This window comes from Micromonospora sp. NPDC023888, assembly GCF_040639415.1.
Lineage (GTDB): Bacteria > Actinomycetota > Actinomycetes > Mycobacteriales > Micromonosporaceae > Micromonospora.
This window is the reverse complement of record NZ_JBEZZW010000004.1, coordinates 228,440-242,979: the sequence shown is the minus strand read 5'-3', so window position 1 is coordinate 242,979 and position 14,540 is coordinate 228,440. Positions and strand designations below refer to the sequence as shown.

12 protein-coding genes are annotated in these 14,540 nt (G+C 72.3%); 5 read left to right on the top strand and 7 right to left on the bottom strand.

The features are described 5' to 3' along the window. Positions 1 to 72: 72 nt before the first annotated feature. The 3 genes from AB0F61_RS05675 to AB0F61_RS05665 form a co-directional block, all read right to left on the bottom strand. The gene (locus tag AB0F61_RS05675) at positions 73 to 1,089 is read right to left on the bottom strand and encodes an ABC transporter permease subunit (protein ID WP_357803615.1); all 1,017 of its coding nucleotides are present in this window, start codon (positions 1,087 to 1,089) and stop codon (positions 73 to 75) included. Then, complete coding sequence (locus tag AB0F61_RS05670) at positions 1,086 to 2,096, bottom strand: ATP-binding cassette domain-containing protein (RefSeq protein ID WP_357803613.1); 1,011 nt, start codon at positions 2,094 to 2,096, stop codon at positions 1,086 to 1,088. The genes AB0F61_RS05675 and AB0F61_RS05670 overlap by 4 nt, the downstream gene beginning before the upstream one ends. A gap of 121 nt (positions 2,097 to 2,217) precedes the next feature. Continuing rightward, complete coding sequence (locus tag AB0F61_RS05665; protein WP_355027530.1) at positions 2,218 to 3,003, bottom strand: DeoR/GlpR family DNA-binding transcription regulator; 786 nt, start codon at positions 3,001 to 3,003, stop codon at positions 2,218 to 2,220. Between the two features lie 200 nt (positions 3,004 to 3,203). Here AB0F61_RS05665 and AB0F61_RS05660 point away from each other — a divergent pair, with 200 nt between their 5' ends. Genes AB0F61_RS05660 through nagA form a run of 3 tightly spaced genes read left to right on the top strand, consistent with a single transcriptional unit; the run spans position 3,204 to position 6,231 of the window. Continuing rightward, positions 3,204 to 4,133 carry a sugar isomerase gene (locus AB0F61_RS05660; protein WP_357803611.1) on the top strand — a complete coding sequence of 310 codons (930 nt, stop codon included), beginning with the start codon at positions 3,204 to 3,206 and terminating at the stop codon, positions 4,131 to 4,133. Then, complete coding sequence (locus AB0F61_RS05655; RefSeq protein ID WP_357803609.1) at positions 4,130 to 5,125, top strand: ROK family protein; 996 nt, start codon at positions 4,130 to 4,132, stop codon at positions 5,123 to 5,125. Before AB0F61_RS05660 ends, AB0F61_RS05655 begins: the two co-directional genes overlap by 4 nt. Continuing rightward, complete coding sequence (gene nagA, locus AB0F61_RS05650; RefSeq protein ID WP_357803607.1) at positions 5,122 to 6,231, top strand: N-acetylglucosamine-6-phosphate deacetylase; 1,110 nt, start codon at positions 5,122 to 5,124, stop codon at positions 6,229 to 6,231. Before AB0F61_RS05655 ends, nagA begins: the two co-directional genes overlap by 4 nt. A 212-nt stretch (positions 6,232 to 6,443) precedes the next feature. Here the strand turns inward: nagA and AB0F61_RS05645 are convergent, their stop codons facing one another. Further along, positions 6,444 to 7,667, bottom strand: a complete 1,224-nt coding sequence (locus tag AB0F61_RS05645; RefSeq protein ID WP_357803605.1) for a DUF4032 domain-containing protein — start codon at positions 7,665 to 7,667, stop codon at positions 6,444 to 6,446. Between the two features lie 120 nt (positions 7,668 to 7,787). Between AB0F61_RS05645 and AB0F61_RS05640 the strand changes: the two genes are divergently transcribed. Together AB0F61_RS05640 and AB0F61_RS05635 are read left to right on the top strand one after the other, a co-directional pair. Beyond that, a complete protein-coding gene (locus AB0F61_RS05640; RefSeq protein WP_357803693.1) occupies positions 7,788 to 8,525 on the top strand; it encodes a phosphatase PAP2 family protein in 738 nt (245 codons plus the stop codon). Between the two features lie 11 nt (positions 8,526 to 8,536). Next, a complete protein-coding gene (locus AB0F61_RS05635; RefSeq protein ID WP_357803603.1) occupies positions 8,537 to 9,775 on the top strand; it encodes an APC family permease in 1,239 nt (412 codons plus the stop codon). A 29-nt stretch (positions 9,776 to 9,804) separates the two neighbouring features. Here the strand turns inward: AB0F61_RS05635 and AB0F61_RS05630 are convergent, their stop codons facing one another. Genes AB0F61_RS05630 through AB0F61_RS05620 form a run of 3 tightly spaced genes read right to left on the bottom strand, consistent with a single transcriptional unit; the run spans position 9,805 to position 14,489 of the window. Beyond that, positions 9,805 to 10,560, bottom strand: coding sequence for an ABC transporter permease (locus AB0F61_RS05630; protein WP_357803602.1), 756 nt, complete (start codon positions 10,558 to 10,560; stop codon positions 9,805 to 9,807). A 26-nt stretch (positions 10,561 to 10,586) separates the two neighbouring features. Further along, complete coding sequence (locus AB0F61_RS05625; protein WP_357803601.1) at positions 10,587 to 11,576, bottom strand: ATP-binding cassette domain-containing protein; 990 nt, start codon at positions 11,574 to 11,576, stop codon at positions 10,587 to 10,589. Between the two features lie 30 nt (positions 11,577 to 11,606). Beyond that, complete coding sequence (locus tag AB0F61_RS05620) at positions 11,607 to 14,489, bottom strand: BTAD domain-containing putative transcriptional regulator (RefSeq protein WP_357803599.1); 2,883 nt, start codon at positions 14,487 to 14,489, stop codon at positions 11,607 to 11,609. Between the last annotated feature and the right edge of the window lie 51 nt (positions 14,490 to 14,540).

Genomic DNA, 14,540 nt, shown 5'->3' with positions numbered 1-14,540 from the left:
CGGCGCGGCCGGCCCAGCGCCGCCGGGGAATCCCGACGGTCGGGCCGACCGCGCCGCGTCGTACCGGTCGGGTCAGGAGATGTCGCGGCGACGCATCACCCAGAGCGCCGCTCCGAGGATCACCACCACCGTGGCCGAGAGCAGCACAGAGGACTGCTGCCAGGTGATGTCCAGGGTCTCCGGCTCGCACGACCCGTTGAAGGTCGCGTTGCAGGAATCCCAGTCCTGGAGGGTGATCGTCTTGGTCATCCAGGCCAGCATGTACGTGGGCAGCAGGAACGCCTCGGCCCAACGCACGCCCGCCATATCCAGCAGGATGCCCAGGCCGAACTGGCCGACCACCATCACCGCCACCACGCCGCCGAGGGCCATCGCGGTGTGCCGACCCAGCGACGCCAGGGCGAAGCCGATGGTGGTGAGCACCAACACCAACACCACGCCCCGCACACCGGTCAGCACGAACGACTGCCAGACGCCGGAGGTCATCTTCTCGGTGCTGCCGCGGAACGTGGCGACCCCCCAGAACCCGGCGAACCAGAGCACCGCGGCGGGCAGCGTCACCGCCAGCATGCCGGTGAGCAGCGCGGCCAGCTTGGTGAGCAGTACGGTGAGTCGCTTCGGCCGCCAGAGCAGCAGGTTCATCATGCCGCCGGTGCTCCACTCGGCACCGATGAAGGACGCGCCGACCACGAACCCGACCAGGGCGAGGATCGCCGCGAACGGGATCAACGTCTCGTCGAACGTGTCCCGGAAGTCGAACGTCGAGGGCAGGAACCAGCTCGCCTCGATCTGGTCCCGGGTGGGCGCCTGCATCACCGAGCAGTCGTCCGGGTAGCGGCCGTCGTTCGGCGTACCGGCCGCCTTGGCCTGCTCGCAGTTGGCCCGCTCCTGCTCGCTCCAGCGCACCTGGTCCTGGTACTGCTGGTCGGCCTGCCGCTCGGCCTTGGCGTACTGTTCGGCGCCGATCTTCTGGTTCGTGAAGAACACCCCGATGACCACTGCGGCCAGCACCAGCAGGCCGAGCAGCGTCATGTACCTGGTGAAGCGCCGCTTGGTGAGCCGGCGCAGCTCCGTACGAAAGAGGCTCACGCGCCCCACCCTCCCCCGGTGGTGCCGGGCTGACCCGCCCCACCGACCTTCATGGACTCGTCGACCTGCCGGTGCTGACCGGGGACCGGCGCGGTGGACGTCAGTTCGAGGAAGACGCTCTCCAGATCGACGGCGATCGGAGCCAACTCGCTGACGTAGAGGTTGTGCTCGGCGAGCAGGCGCGTCACGGAGGCCGGCTTGTCGACACCTGTCAACATCAGGTGGTCGGGGTGACCGGTGACTCCGATCCCGGCCTTGGTGAGCGCCTCGGTGGCCGCCGGCAGGTCGCTCACCGCCTCCAGCCGGACCCGGACGGCACCTGACGAGTGCTGCGCGAGCACCTCGTCGACCGGGCCGAACGCGACCCGCCGGCCCAGCGAGATGATGGTGACCGAGTCGCAGATCAACTGGATCTCGCCGAGGATGTGGCTGGACAGCAGCACTGTCATCCCGGATTCCGCGAGATCGCGCATCAGCGAACGCATCTCCCGGATGCCGCCCGGGTCGAGGCCGTTGGCCGGCTCGTCGAGGATGAGCAGCTTCGGGTTCTTCAGCAGGGCCGAGGCCACGGCGAGGCGCTGCTTCATGCCCAACGAGTACGTCTTGACCCGCTCGTCGGCCCGGTCGCGCAGCCCGACGAGTTCCAGCACCTCGCCGACCCGGACGGCCGGCACCTCGCCCGCCCCGGCCAGCAGGGACAGCGTGTCCCGGGCCGTGAAGTGCGGGAAGAACTGCGGGCTCTCCACGATCGCGCCGACCTGGCCGGCGACCGTGGACAGCGCGTCGGGGACCTCGTGCCCGAGCAGCGCCATCCGGCCACCGTCGGGTCGGATCAGGCCGAGCAGCGTACGCAGCGTGGTGGTCTTGCCGGACCCGTTGGGGCCCAGGAAGCCGTGCACCTGCCCTGCCTCGACCCGCATGTCGAAGCCGTCGAGCGCGTTGCGGGCGCCGCGTCGACGACTCTTGTACGTCTTACGTAGACCTTCGATCTCCAGGACAGCAGGCAAGCTGCACCTCCCCCGATGGGTGGGCGTGACAGCCGACACCATACGCGGTATGCAGACGCACGCAATACGCGGTATGCATCGACGCGCCGAAAGGGCTACTTCATCGACGGAACGTGACCGCTCAGGCGCAGATGACCTGTACGCCGGCGGCGCGGAACGCGTCCACCAGCTCCGGGGCGGCACCGGAGTCGGTCACCAGCGTCTCGACCCGCTCGACCGGACAGATCCGGGCGAAGGCGTGACCCCCCAACTTGGACGAGTCCGCGATGATCACCACGCGTTTGGCCCGAGCCACCATCAGGTTGTTCATCGCGGCCTCCCCCTCGTGGTGGGCGGCGGCACCGAGCTGCGGATCGATGGCGTCCACGCCGAGCAGCGCGACGTCCAGGGTGACCTCGCGCAGCAGTGCCCCACCCAGCGGGCCGACAAGTTCGAACGACTTCGGGCGCACCACCCCGCCGGCCACCACCACCTTCATCCGCGACCGGACCAGCAGCTCGTTGGCGATGTTCAGCGCGTTGGTCACCACGGTGAGCTGGGCACCCTCGGCGCTGGTGTTCAGATCCGGACGCACGGCGAGCGCCCTCGCCACCTCGGTGCTTGTGGTGCCGCCGTTCAGGCCGACCACGGTGCCCGGCGTGACGAGCGCGGCGGCGGCCGCGCCGATCCGCTGCTTCTCCGCCGAGTGCTTGGCCGTCTTGTAGCGCAGCGGCAGGTCGTACGAGACGCCGTTCGCGACGGCGCCGCCCCGGGTCCTGGTGATCATCTGCTGCTGGGCGAGCTGGTCGAAGTCACGCCGGATGGTGGCCTGGGAGACGTCCAGCCGCTCGGCTGCCGCCTCGACGCTGACCCGGCCGTTGTCGGTGAGCATCTCGAGCAGGGCGTTCCATCTGGCGTACCGGTCCACCGCGGGGGCCCTCCCAGTTACTGCACGGACGGTGATTGATTGCGTGCACACTAGTGCGCGAAACTAGGCTGGCGCAAAAGGCTGATCTGCGCGATCGGTTGGTCAGTTGCCACGGCGACCGGCGTTCGCGCAGAATGACGCGCGAAATGCGTGCCTAACGAGCCGTATTGCGCACCGGTCGCCCCTGCGAGGAGTTTCCCATGGCGTACGTGGACGCGGAGATCGCGAGCCAGCCCGACTGCTGGCGGGAGGCAGCCGCACTGGCCGGCGTCGTCCACGGTGACCTGCCCCGCCCCGGCGAGCGGGTGGCCGTCGTCGGTTGCGGCACGTCGTGGTTCATGGCGATGGCGTACGCGGGCCGGCGCGAGCAGGCCGGCCAGGGCGAGACCGACGCCTTCCAGGCGTCCGAGTTCCCCGCCGGCCGCCGCTACGACCGGTTGATCGCGATCACCCGTTCCGGCACCACCACCGAGGTGCTGGAACTGCTCGCCGCGCTGCGCGGGCGGACCCCCACCACTGTCATCGTCGGCGACCCGACGTCACCGGCGGTCGAGCTGGCCAGCGCCGCGGTGACCATGCCCTTCGCCGACGAGCGGTCGGTGGTGCAGACCCGCTTCGCGACCACCGCGCTGGCCCTGCTCCGGGCCCACCTCGGCGACCCGGTGACCGCGCTCGCCGCCGACGCCGAAGTCGCGGTGCGATCCCCGCTGCCGATCGATCCGGCCACCATCGGGCAGGCCACCTTCCTCGGTCGAGGGTGGACGGTCGGGCTGGCCCAGGAGGCAGCGCTGAAGTGCCGTGAGGCGGCCACCTTCTGGGCCGAGGCGTACCCGGCGATGGACTACCGGCACGGTCCCATCTCGGTCGCCGCGCCCGGCCGACTGGTCTGGGCGTTCGGCGAGCTACCCGACGGCCTCCCCGAGGACGTGGCCGCCACCGGGGCGGCCTTCGTGCACAGCCGCACGCATGGTTGGCGCACGGTGCTGGGCAGTTGGTCCGCCGGTCGTACCCCGGTCGACCCGATGGCCGACCTGATCCTGGCTCAACGCTTCGCGGTCGCGCTGGCGACCAGCCGAGGCCTCGACCCGGACGCCCCCCGACACCTGTCCCGGTCGGTGGTGCTGGCGTGACCAGCGGCGACGCCGGGGCCGCCGACCAGGTCGTCGTCGCGCTGGACGTGGGCGGCACCGGCATGAAGTGCGCCCTGGTCCGACCGGACGGTGTCGCGGTACGCACCGAGCGGCACCCCACGAACGCCGCGCGCGGCCCGGCGGCCGTGGTCGGCTCGATCCTGGACGTGGCCGCCGGGTTGGCCGACAAGGCCCGCGCCGACGGGTTCACGCCGATCGCGGTCGGCATCGCCGTACCCGGGGTGGTGGACGAGGCGCGCGGCGTCGCGGTCTGGTCGGCGAACGTGGGCTTCCGGGACGTACCCCTGCGGGACCTGGCGGTGACGCGGCTCGGCCTGCCCACGGCGCTCGGCCACGACGTGCGCGTCGGTGGTCTCGCCGAGGCACGGCTCGGTGCCGGGCGCGGCGCCGGGCACGTGCTGTTCGTGGCGATCGGCACCGGCATCGCCGCCGCGCACGTGGTCGACGGCTCGGCGTCCGTGGGCGCGCACGGCGCCGCCGGGGAGATCGGCCACATCCTGGTCCGGCCCGACGGCCCGCGCTGCGGCTGCGGTCGACCCGGCTGCCTGGAGACGATCGCCTCGGCCGCCGCCATCGGCCGCCGCTACGCGGAACTGGCTGGCGAGGCGGCGGGCGCTCCCGTGACCGCGGCCGATGTCGCCGAGCGGGCCGCGGCCGGGGACCCCCTCGCCGGCCAGGTCTGGCAGGAGGCGGTCGAGGCGCTCGCCGACGGCCTCGCCACCGGGCAGGCCCTGTTCGACGTGGCGACGATCGTGCTCGGCGGTGGTCTGGCCCAGGCCGGGGACCTGCTGCTGACGCCACTGCGGGCGGCGCTGCACGAGCGGATGACCTTCCACCGGGAGCCGCGACTGGTCGCGGCAGCCCTCGGCGACGAGGCCGGCTGCCTCGGTGCCGCCCTGCTCGCCCTGGACGCGGTGCGCGTCCGTGACCGTGACGCCGTGCGCGTCCGTGACCATCAGGAGAAGCGATGACCGTGCGGGTGGACGGCCGAGTGGTGACCCCGACCGGTGTCATCCGACAGGGCTGCGTCGAGTGGGACGGTGATCGGATCACAGCGGTCGCCGAATATCCGTCGGTCCGGGACGGCAACTGGATCCTGCCCGGCTTCGTCGACATGCACACCCACGGCGGTGGCGGGCACACTTTCACCACCGGGGACGCCGACGAGGCCCGAGCGGCGGCCGACTTCCACCTCGCGCACGGCACGACCACCCTGCTGGCCAGCCTGGTCAGCGCGCCCTTCCCGCTGATGCGCGCGGCCACCGAGGCGTTCGCTCCGCTCGTCGACGAGGGCGTGCTGGCGGGAGTCCACTTCGAAGGCCCCTACCTCTCCGCTGCCCGTTGTGGCGCGCAGAACCCGGAATACCTGCGCGACCCGTCGACCGACGAGTTGACCGAGCTGATCGAGCTGGGCCGGGGCGCGATCCGGATGGTCACCCTCGCCCCGGAACGCGACGGCGCGCTGGAGGCCATCAAGCTGCTCACCGCGCAACGGGTGGTGGCGGCGGTGGGCCACACCGACGCGACGTACGAGCAGACCCGCGCCGCGGTCGCCGCCGGCGCGAGTGTCGGCACCCATCTGTTCAACGGCATGCGCCAGGTGCACCACCGCGAGCCGGGGCCGGTGGTGGCCCTGCTCGACGCTCCCACCGTCATCTGTGAGCTGGTCGCCGACGGGGTGCACCTGCACGACGGCATGCTGACCTTCGCCACCGCGACCGCGGGCCCGGACCGGGCGGCGCTGATCACCGACGCGATGGCCGCCGCCGGGATGCCCGACGGCGAGTACGAGCTGGGCGGCCAGGCCGTCACCGTGACCGACGGGGTGGCCCGACTCGCCCGCGACGGTGCGATCGCCGGCAGCACGCTGACCATGGACGCCGCGCTGCGGCACGCGGTGAATGCCGGAATCCCGATCGCCGACGCGGCGCGGATGGTGGCGACCACCCCAGCGCGGGCCATCGGCCTGGGTAGTCGGGTCGGATCCCTACAGGTTGGCCTCCGCGCCGATCTGGTGGTGCTGGACGCCGACCTGAACGTCGTCCGGGTCCTTCGCGGCGGCACCTGGGTGGAGTGAAGCGCCCCGCGCAGCGGTCCCGTCCCACTGCCGCGCGACCCTGAACGGCTGTACCCCCTGCACCACTGCGCACCCTGTAGAGCTGCCCCAAGTGTGGGGCAGGGGCCTCAGGTAGGCGACTGCCCCATTTCTGGAGCAGCTCTACAGGACGCGTATGCATCCTGCGGACTCCGATCCGGCAACATGGCGGTCTCGGCGAGGCGGAGGCCGGGTCAGCCCAGGGCGGGGACGTCGACGCCGAGGACGGCCTGCTCGTCGGGGCGGTGCACCAGCACGTCGGCCAGGTAGGACTGCACCGCGTGGCGCATCCCGACGTCCCGGCCGGCCTGCTCGGAGAGCAGCCACTTGTGCTCGATGATCTGCGCGAACAGCTCCTGCGGCTCCAGCTTGCGGCGCAGATGCGCGGGAACGGCCCGGACCACCGGCTCGAAGACCTCGGTGAGCCAGCGGTGTGCGGCCTGCTGCTCGTCGACCAGGTCGCTCTCCGCCCGGTAGGCGTCCAGGTCGTTGAGCAGCTTGCGCGCCTGGTTCTCCTCGGCGTCGAGACCGGTAAGCCGCAGCAGCCGCCGGGTGTGGTAGCCGGCGTCGACGACCTTCGGCCGGACCAGGTAACGCCCGTCGTCGATGGAGGACATGGCCACCTCGGCCACGTCGAAGCCCAACTCGTTGAGGCGGCGGATCCGGCCCTCGATGTCGTGCCGGGCCTCCCGCTCCACCGCCTGCTCGTAGGTGATCTCGTGCCAGAGCCGCTCGTAGCGCTGCACGACCTCCTCGCACACCACCTCGGGGTCGATGGACTCGTGCAGCAGGCCGGCAGCCTGGAGATCCAACGCCTCGCCGAAGATGTTCACCCGGGCGATCTCCAGGTCCTCACCGCGCTGACCGTTGGAGAGCGAGTTGTGCAACGCGCCCGTCTCCGCATCCACCAGGTAGGCGGCGAACGCGCCCGCGTCCCGGCGGAACAGCGTGTTCGACAGCGAGCAGTCGCCCCAGAAGAAGCCGGTGAGGTGCATCCGCACGATCAGGGCGGCGAGCGCGTCGAGCAGCCGGCTCATCGTCTCCGGCCGCAGGGTGTGTGAGAACAGCGCCCGGTACGGCAGGGAGAACTGCAGGTGCCGGGTGATCAGCACGGATTCGAGGGGTTCCCCGTCCTCGGTCTGCCGGTCGGCGACGACCGCCACCGCCTCGACCGACGGGAAGTCGATCCGCTCCAGAGCCCGGAGCAGGTCGTACTCCCGCTCGGCGATCCGCTCGCGGGTCTCCTTGAACGCGTAGACGTAGTCACCGAGCCGGACGAACCGGACGATGTGTCGGGAGATGCCCTGCGGCAGCGCCACCAGGTGTTGGGCAGGCCACTCCTCCAGCGGTGTCGACCAGGGCAGGTCGAGCAGCGCCGGGTCCACGAGGGCAGACGTGATCCGCACGGGCACAAGCATGACTGGTCGCCCCCCGCATCCGCCTCTGATCGTGGTTGGGCCCACAGCGCCGGCCACCCCGGCCTCGCGCCGGGCCGGTAGCGTGGTCGCGTGCTCAAACCCACGGCGGTACGACGTGACCTGCGGCTACGGCCTGTCCGCCCGGCCGGCCTGTGGTTCGACGCGCTCCTGCTGATCGGTCTGGCCGGGTTGACGGCGGCGCTCGCCGCCGACCAGCTCTTCGGATTGGACCGGGCGGTCGCCGACTGGGCCGACGGGCACCGGCCGGCCGCCGCGTACTGGGTGGCCCGGGTGCTGAACTTCCTCGGCCAGGGCACTCCGCTGACGTTGATCGCCGCCGGGCTGGGCGTGCTGCTGGCCGTCCGGCTGCGGTCGGTGCGGCCGATCCTGCCTCCGGTGGTCGCGTTCGTGCTGACCAACCTGACGATCGGCCCACTCAAGATCTGGACCGCGCGGGCGGCACCGAGCGCCAGCGTCAAGGAGCCGTTCCTGACGCCCGAGCAGACCCTGCCGCTGTTCCACGACGACCTGCCGGTGCGGTTCGCCCAGTCCTACCCGTCGGGGCACGTCGCCAACGCGATCGTCTGGTACGGGGTCATCGCGCTGCTGCTCGCCCCGCTGGCCCGCAGCTTCGGCCGCCAACTGCCGGCCCGACTGGTCACCGTGATCCGCGTCGTGCCGCCGCTTGTCGTCCTCACCACCACCACCTACCTCGGCTGGCACTGGCTGACCGACTCGGTGGCCGGGTTGCTGTTGGGCCTGCTCCTGGACCGGCTGCTGTACCGGGCACCCTGGGACGGCGTGCCGCTCCCCGGCCGGCTACGCGCCTGGGACCGGCCGTTCACCTCGTACCCCTAGGGTTCCGTTCCGTGAATCAACTGGCGCGGCGGCTCGGCGTACCCGATGCGGTGGTCATCGGGTTGGGCTCGATGCTCGGCGCGGGCGTCTTCGTGGTGTTCGGCCCGGCCGCGGCGGCGGCCGGCGGTGCCGGCCTGCTGCCCGCACTGGTGCTTGCCGGTTTCATCGCCTTCTGCAACGCGACAAGTTCGGCGCGGTTGGCGGCCCGTTACCCGGAGTCCGGCGGCACCTACGTCTACGGCCGGGAGCGCCTCGGGCCGTTCGCCGGTTTCCTGGCCGGCTGGGGCTTTGTGGTCGGCAAGACGGCGAGCTGCGCGGCGATGGCGTTGACCATCGGGGCGTACCTGTGGCCGGGGCAGGCCCGGCTGGTCTCCGTCGGCGCGGTGCTCGCGGTGACCGCGGTGAACCTGCGGGGCATCGGCAAGACGGCCACCGTGACCAGGGCGCTTGTCGCGCTGGTGCTCGCGGTACTGGCCCTGGTCGCGGTCGTCGGCCTGGTGGGCGGGCCGGTGCACCTGGATCGGCTCGGCGAGCCCGGCGGCTCCGCCCGGGGTGTGCTCACCGCCGCCGGGCTGCTGTTCTTCGCGTTCGCCGGCTACGCCCGGATCGCCACGCTCGGCGAGGAGGTCCGCGACCCGCGGCGGACCATCCCGCGCGCGGTGCCGCTGGCGCTCGGCGTGGTGCTCGCGATCTACCTGGTGCTTGCCGTTGTCGCACTCGGCGTGCTCGGCGCCGACCGGCTGGCCGGGTCCGCGGCGCCCCTGGTCGACGTGGTGACCGCCGCCGGCCTGCCCGGCCTGGCCTGGGTGGTCCGCGCCGGCGCCACCGTCGCGGTCGTCGGCGTCCTGCTCTCCCTGGTCGCCGGGGTCGGCCGGACCACCCTGGCGATGGCCCGCCGCCGCGACCTGCCCGGCGCGCTGGCCGCCGTGCACCCCGTGCACCAGGTGCCGCACCGCGCCGAACTGGCCGTGGCCGCCGTGGTGATCGTGGTGGTGCTGCTCGGCGACGTGCGCGACGCCATCGGCTTCTCCAGTTGCACCGTGCTTGTCTACTACGCGATCACCAACGCGGCGGCGCTGACGTTGGGCCGGGAGCCGGCGCGGAAGCTGCCCGTGCGGGTGCTCGCCGGCCTGGGGCTGCTCGGCTGTCTGCTGCTCGCGGTCAACCTGCCGACGGGCAGCGTCCTCGCCGGCTTCGGCGTGCTCGCCGCCGGCGCCGCCTGGTACGCGCTGCGCCCCGCCCGCCGGTGACCTGAGCAGGGCCACCGGCGGCCAGGGGGTCAGCGACTCAGCCGCCGGTACCGGCGCACCGCGAGCGGCGCGAACGTCGCGATCAGCAGCACCGGCCACACCACCGCCAACAGCATGGCGTGCTCCGCCGGCCAGGAGTCGCCACCCAGGCCGGGGTTGCCGAACAGTTGACGGATCGCGGCCACGGTGGCCGAGAGCGGATTCCACTCCGAGATCGCACCGATGACCGACGGCATCAGCTCGGGCGACACGAAGACGTTGGAGATCGCGCTCAACGGGAACGCCGCCGGGAAGACGATCACGCCGACCGTGTCCGGGTTGCGGACCAGCAACGCCAGGTAGATCCCGACCCAGGTGATCGCGATCCGCAGCAGCAGGAGAAGCCCGACGGCGAGCAACGCCCTGCCGACACCCTGCCGCCACTGCCACCCGACGAGCAGGCCACAGACCAGCAGGGTGGACATCTCCAGCAGGGCACGGAGCAGGTCCGCGGCGCTGCGACCGGTCATCAGGGCGGACCGGGCCATCGGCATCGACCGGAACCGGTCGACCACACCCCGGCTGAGATCCAGCGCCACGCCGGTCGCGGTGGCGCCGAGGCCGTACAACATCGTCATCACGAAGACCCCGGGCAGCAGGAACTCGCGGTAGCTGCCGCCACCCGCCACCTGCATGCCGCTGCCGAACACGTACCCAAAGACCAGCACGAACATGATCGGCAGTGAGAAGTAGAGGATCAGCTCCTCCGGTGCGCGGATCACGTGGATCATGTTCCGCCTGGTCATCGTCCAACCGTCAGCCACCGCCGTGGTCATGCCAGGTCCGCCTTTCCGCCAACGCCGACGGCCTCACGGGCCTCGTCCGGCCGGTGTCCGGTCAGATACAGGAACGCCTCGTCCAACGTCGCGCGCCGCAGGCCGATGTCCTCCACCGCGACCCCGGCGTCGTCAAACGCCCGCACCACGTCGACAAGCCCGGCGACCCGGTCGGTGACCGGCACGCTGAGCCGCCGCACCTCCGGATCGCGCTCCGGCTCCGCGGCACAGATCGACGCGACGATGCGGGCGGCCCGGGTCAGGTCGGCCGCGTCGCGCACCACCACCTCGATCCGGTCACCGCCGGTCATCGACTTCAGCTCGTCCGGCGAGCCCTCGGCCACCACCCGACCGGCGTCGATCACCGAGATCCGGTCGGCGAGCTGATCGGCCTCCTCCAGGTACTGCGTGGTGAGCAGGACCGTGGTCCCGTCCGCGACCAGACCACGGACCAGGTCCCACACCTGGTTGCGGCTGCGCGGGTCCAGGCCGGTGGTCGGCTCGTCGAGGAAGAGCACCCGCGGTGTCCGGATCAGGCTGGCCGCCAGGTCCAGCCGGCGGCGCATCCCACCCGAGTACTCACCGGCCGACCGACCCGCCGCCTCGTCGAGCCCGAACCGTTCCAGCAGTTCGTCGGCGCGTCGGCGGGCCGCCCGTCTGCCCAACCGGAACAGCCGGCCGAACAGCTCCAGGTTCTGCCGCCCACTGAGGATCTCGTCGACCGCGGCGTCCTGCCCGGTCAACGCGATCCGGGCCCGCACCTCGTCCGGCTGACGCCGCACGTCGAACCCGGCCACAGTGGCCCGGCCGGCGTCGAAGCGCAGCAGCGTGGTGAGGATCCGTACGGCAGTCGTCTTTCCCGCGCCGTTGGGACCCAGCAGTCCGTACACCGTTCCGGTCGGTACGGTCAGGTTGAAGGTGTCAAGTGCCCGGGTCGGGCCGTACCGCTTACCCAGCCCTTCGGCCACCACCTCGTATGTCGTCATGCCGCCAGGGTGCGGTCGGGCGCTGACGGGTCACGCACCGTCCGCTGACGGCGGCGCACCGGGCCCGTTCGCGGCCCCGGCCTTCTCCTCCTCGGTTATCTGCTGAAGAAGGAGGATGATCTCCGCGCGCGTCGCCTCGCCGACGTACCAGCCGGTGAGCCCGCCGGCCAACGCCGCTTCGCAGAGCCGCCTCGCCTCGGCCAGATCACCGTGCAGCCGTGCCACCTGGGCGAGGCCGAGTCGGGCGGCGGACACGAACTCGGGCGCGCCACTGCCCTGCGCGAGCAGCAGCGCACCGGCGAAGTCGTCCCGGGCCGCCGCGAGGTCACCGGCACGCAGCCTGATCTCACCCCGCGTACGCAGCATGTCGGCCTGGTCGACGGCCGAGCCGAGTTCCTCGGCCAACCCCATGGCCTGGTTCATGTGCTCGCCCGCGGCCTCCGGATCACCCCGCCAGGCGGCCAGTTCGCCGAGCGCGCCAAGTGTGATCAGGGAACCCCACCGGTCTCCGGTGCTCCGGAAGCCGTCAAGCGCGGCGAAGAACGCGGCCCCGGCCCGGTCCGACTGGCCACCCCACATCTGCGCCGAGCCGTGGCCCATCGCGCCGAGCGCGTTGATCCAGGTGTCCGGGCCGACCAGCCGCCGCAGCTCCCGCATCAGCTCTTCGACGTCCTCGGGGCCGCCGGGTGGGGGGCCGGTCGAGATCCCCGACAGATAGAGCAGGAACGGTTGTCGAGGGGGCCGGTCGAGGCTGCGGATCACGGAATCCTGCGTGCCGAGCGACGGCAGGTGACCGGAACCGGCGAGCGACGCGTTGTAGACGCAGAGGGCGAACTCCTCGCCCAACCCGGGCGGCGCCTCGGCACCGAGCACGTCGAGGACGTCGGCGGCCAGCCGGGCGCCCTCCCCACGCATGCCGCGTAACCACCAGTAGAACGACAGGGCGGAGACCAACCCGGCGGCGTCGGGCCCGTCGCCCGCCGCGGTGGCACGACGCAGCGCCGCGTGCAGGTTGTCCCGCTCGGCGTCGAGCCGTCGCAACCAGTGCAGTTGTTCCGCTCGGCGCAGGTGGTCGCTGGCGGTCCAGGCGAGTTCCAGGAAGTACGCGGTGTGCGCGCGGCGCAGCCGCTCGGCCTCGCCAGCTTCGGCGAGGCGTCCGGCGCAGAAGGCCCGCACGGTCTCCAGCATTCGGTAACGGCCTCCGGTCAACTCCACGAAGGACTTGTCGACCAGACCGGTCAGCGCGTCGACGAACTCGGCCGAGGGCATCTCGGAGACCCGCCCGGCCGCCTCCAGCGTGGCACCGCCGGCGAAGACGGTCAGCCGTCGGGCCAGTGTCCGCTCGGCATCGTCGAGCAGGTCCCAACTCCACTCGACCACCGCCCTGAGCGTGCGGTGCCGAGGTGATGCGGCCCGGCTGCTCATCGACAGCAGCCGGAACCGGTCGTCGAGGTGGGCGGCCACCTCGGCGACCGACAGCGCCCGCAGTCGCGCGGCGGCCAGCTCGATCGCCAGTGGCAGACCGTCGAGGGTGCGGCAGATCCGCAGCACCAGCTCGGCGTTGGCCGGTGTGAGGGTGAAGTCGGGCGCCACGTCGGCGGCCCGCTGGGCGAACAGGCTGACCGCCGCGTAGTCGTCGGCGTCCAGCGCCGACGCGTCGGGCGGTGGCAGGGCGAGCCCGGACATCGGGCACAACGCCTCACCGGCCAGCCCGAGCGGTTCACGACTCGTGGCCAGCACCCGCAACGTCGGGCACGCGCCCAGCAGTCGTGCGGCGAGCCGGGCCGCGTCGGCGATGACGTGCTCGCAGTTGTCGAGCACCAGCAGCAGCCGCCGCTCGGCGAGCGCCTCGACCAGCCGGTCGGTCGGTTGCCGGCCCGGCTCGGCCGGGGCCCGCAGGCCCGCGTCGCGCAGGCCGAGGGCGCTCAGCACCGCCTGCGGTACGTCCGACCCGTCGGCCAGCCCGGCCAGCTCGACGAAGCGGACCTCGCCGTCCGAACGGCTCGCGGCCTCGATCGCCAACCGGGTCTTGCCCGCTCCCCCGGGGCCGGTGAGGGTGACGAGCCTGCGCTCGCCGAGCAGCTTCCCAACGCGTTTGAGCTCCTCCTCCCGCCCGACGAACGTGGTGAGGTGGCTCGGCAGCGCCGCTTCGGCCGCCGCGCGTTCGGCCGGGCGGTCCGCACCACGCAGCACCGCCAGGTGGATCGCGGCCAGCTCCGGCGACGGGCCGACGCCGAGTTCCTCGGCCAGCGTGCGGCGGGCCGCCTCGAATTCGGCAAGCGCCTCGGCCGGCCGACCCAGTGCGGACAGCGCACGCATGAGCTGGCCCCGCGACCGCTCCCGCAACGGGTGCGCGACGACCAACTCCCGCAACTCCGGGACCAGCGCGGCGGACGCGCCCAACGCCAGGTCCGCCTCGATCCGATCGTCGACGGCGGCCAGCCGCAGCTCGTCCAGCCGGGCGGCCTGCGCGGGTGCGCCGGCCACGTCGATGACGTCGGCCAGGGCGGGACCCCGCCACAACTCCAACGCCGTACGCAACTCGGCCGCCGCGCGGGCCCAGTCACCGCCGGCGAGCGCGTGGCGCCCCGCCTCGGCGAGCCGTTCGAACCGGTACGCGTCGACGTCTGCCGGATCCACGGCGAGCCGATAGCCGGTCGGATGGAACTCGACAGGGGTGTGCTCGGCGGGCAGGGCCTGACGCAGGCGCGACACCTGGGACTGAAGGGCGTTGGCAGCGCCCCGGGGCGGGTGCTCGCCGTACAGGTTGTCGATCAGCCGCTCGGCGGGGACCACTCGGCCCGCGTCGAGCAGGAGCAGCGCCAGTAGTGCGCGCAGCCGCGGACCGCCGACGGGAATCTCACGCCCGTCGGCCAGCAGCACCTGGGTCGGCCCCAGGATGCGGAAACGCATGGCACCGATTGTCACCCAGTGCCGGCCGGTTCCCGCCGACCGATCGCCGAT

Bases quoted from the DNA above. Each gene is read 5' to 3' on its own strand.
- AB0F61_RS05645 (WP_357803605.1), bottom strand. From the start codon at position 7,667: ATGCTTGTGCCCGTGCGGATCACGTCTGCCCTCGTGGACCCGGCGCTG.
- AB0F61_RS05660 (WP_357803611.1), top strand. From the start codon at position 3,204: ATGGCGTACGTGGACGCGGAGATCGCGAGCCAGCCCGACTGCTGGCGG.
- nagA (WP_357803607.1), top strand. From the start codon at position 5,122: ATGACCGTGCGGGTGGACGGCCGAGTGGTGACCCCGACCGGTGTCATC.
- AB0F61_RS05620 (WP_357803599.1), bottom strand. From the start codon at position 14,489: ATGCGTTTCCGCATCCTGGGGCCGACCCAGGTGCTGCTGGCCGACGGG.
- AB0F61_RS05625 (WP_357803601.1), bottom strand. From the start codon at position 11,576: ATGACGACATACGAGGTGGTGGCCGAAGGGCTGGGTAAGCGGTACGGC.
- AB0F61_RS05630 (WP_357803602.1), bottom strand. From the start codon at position 10,560: ATGACCAGGCGGAACATGATCCACGTGATCCGCGCACCGGAGGAGCTG.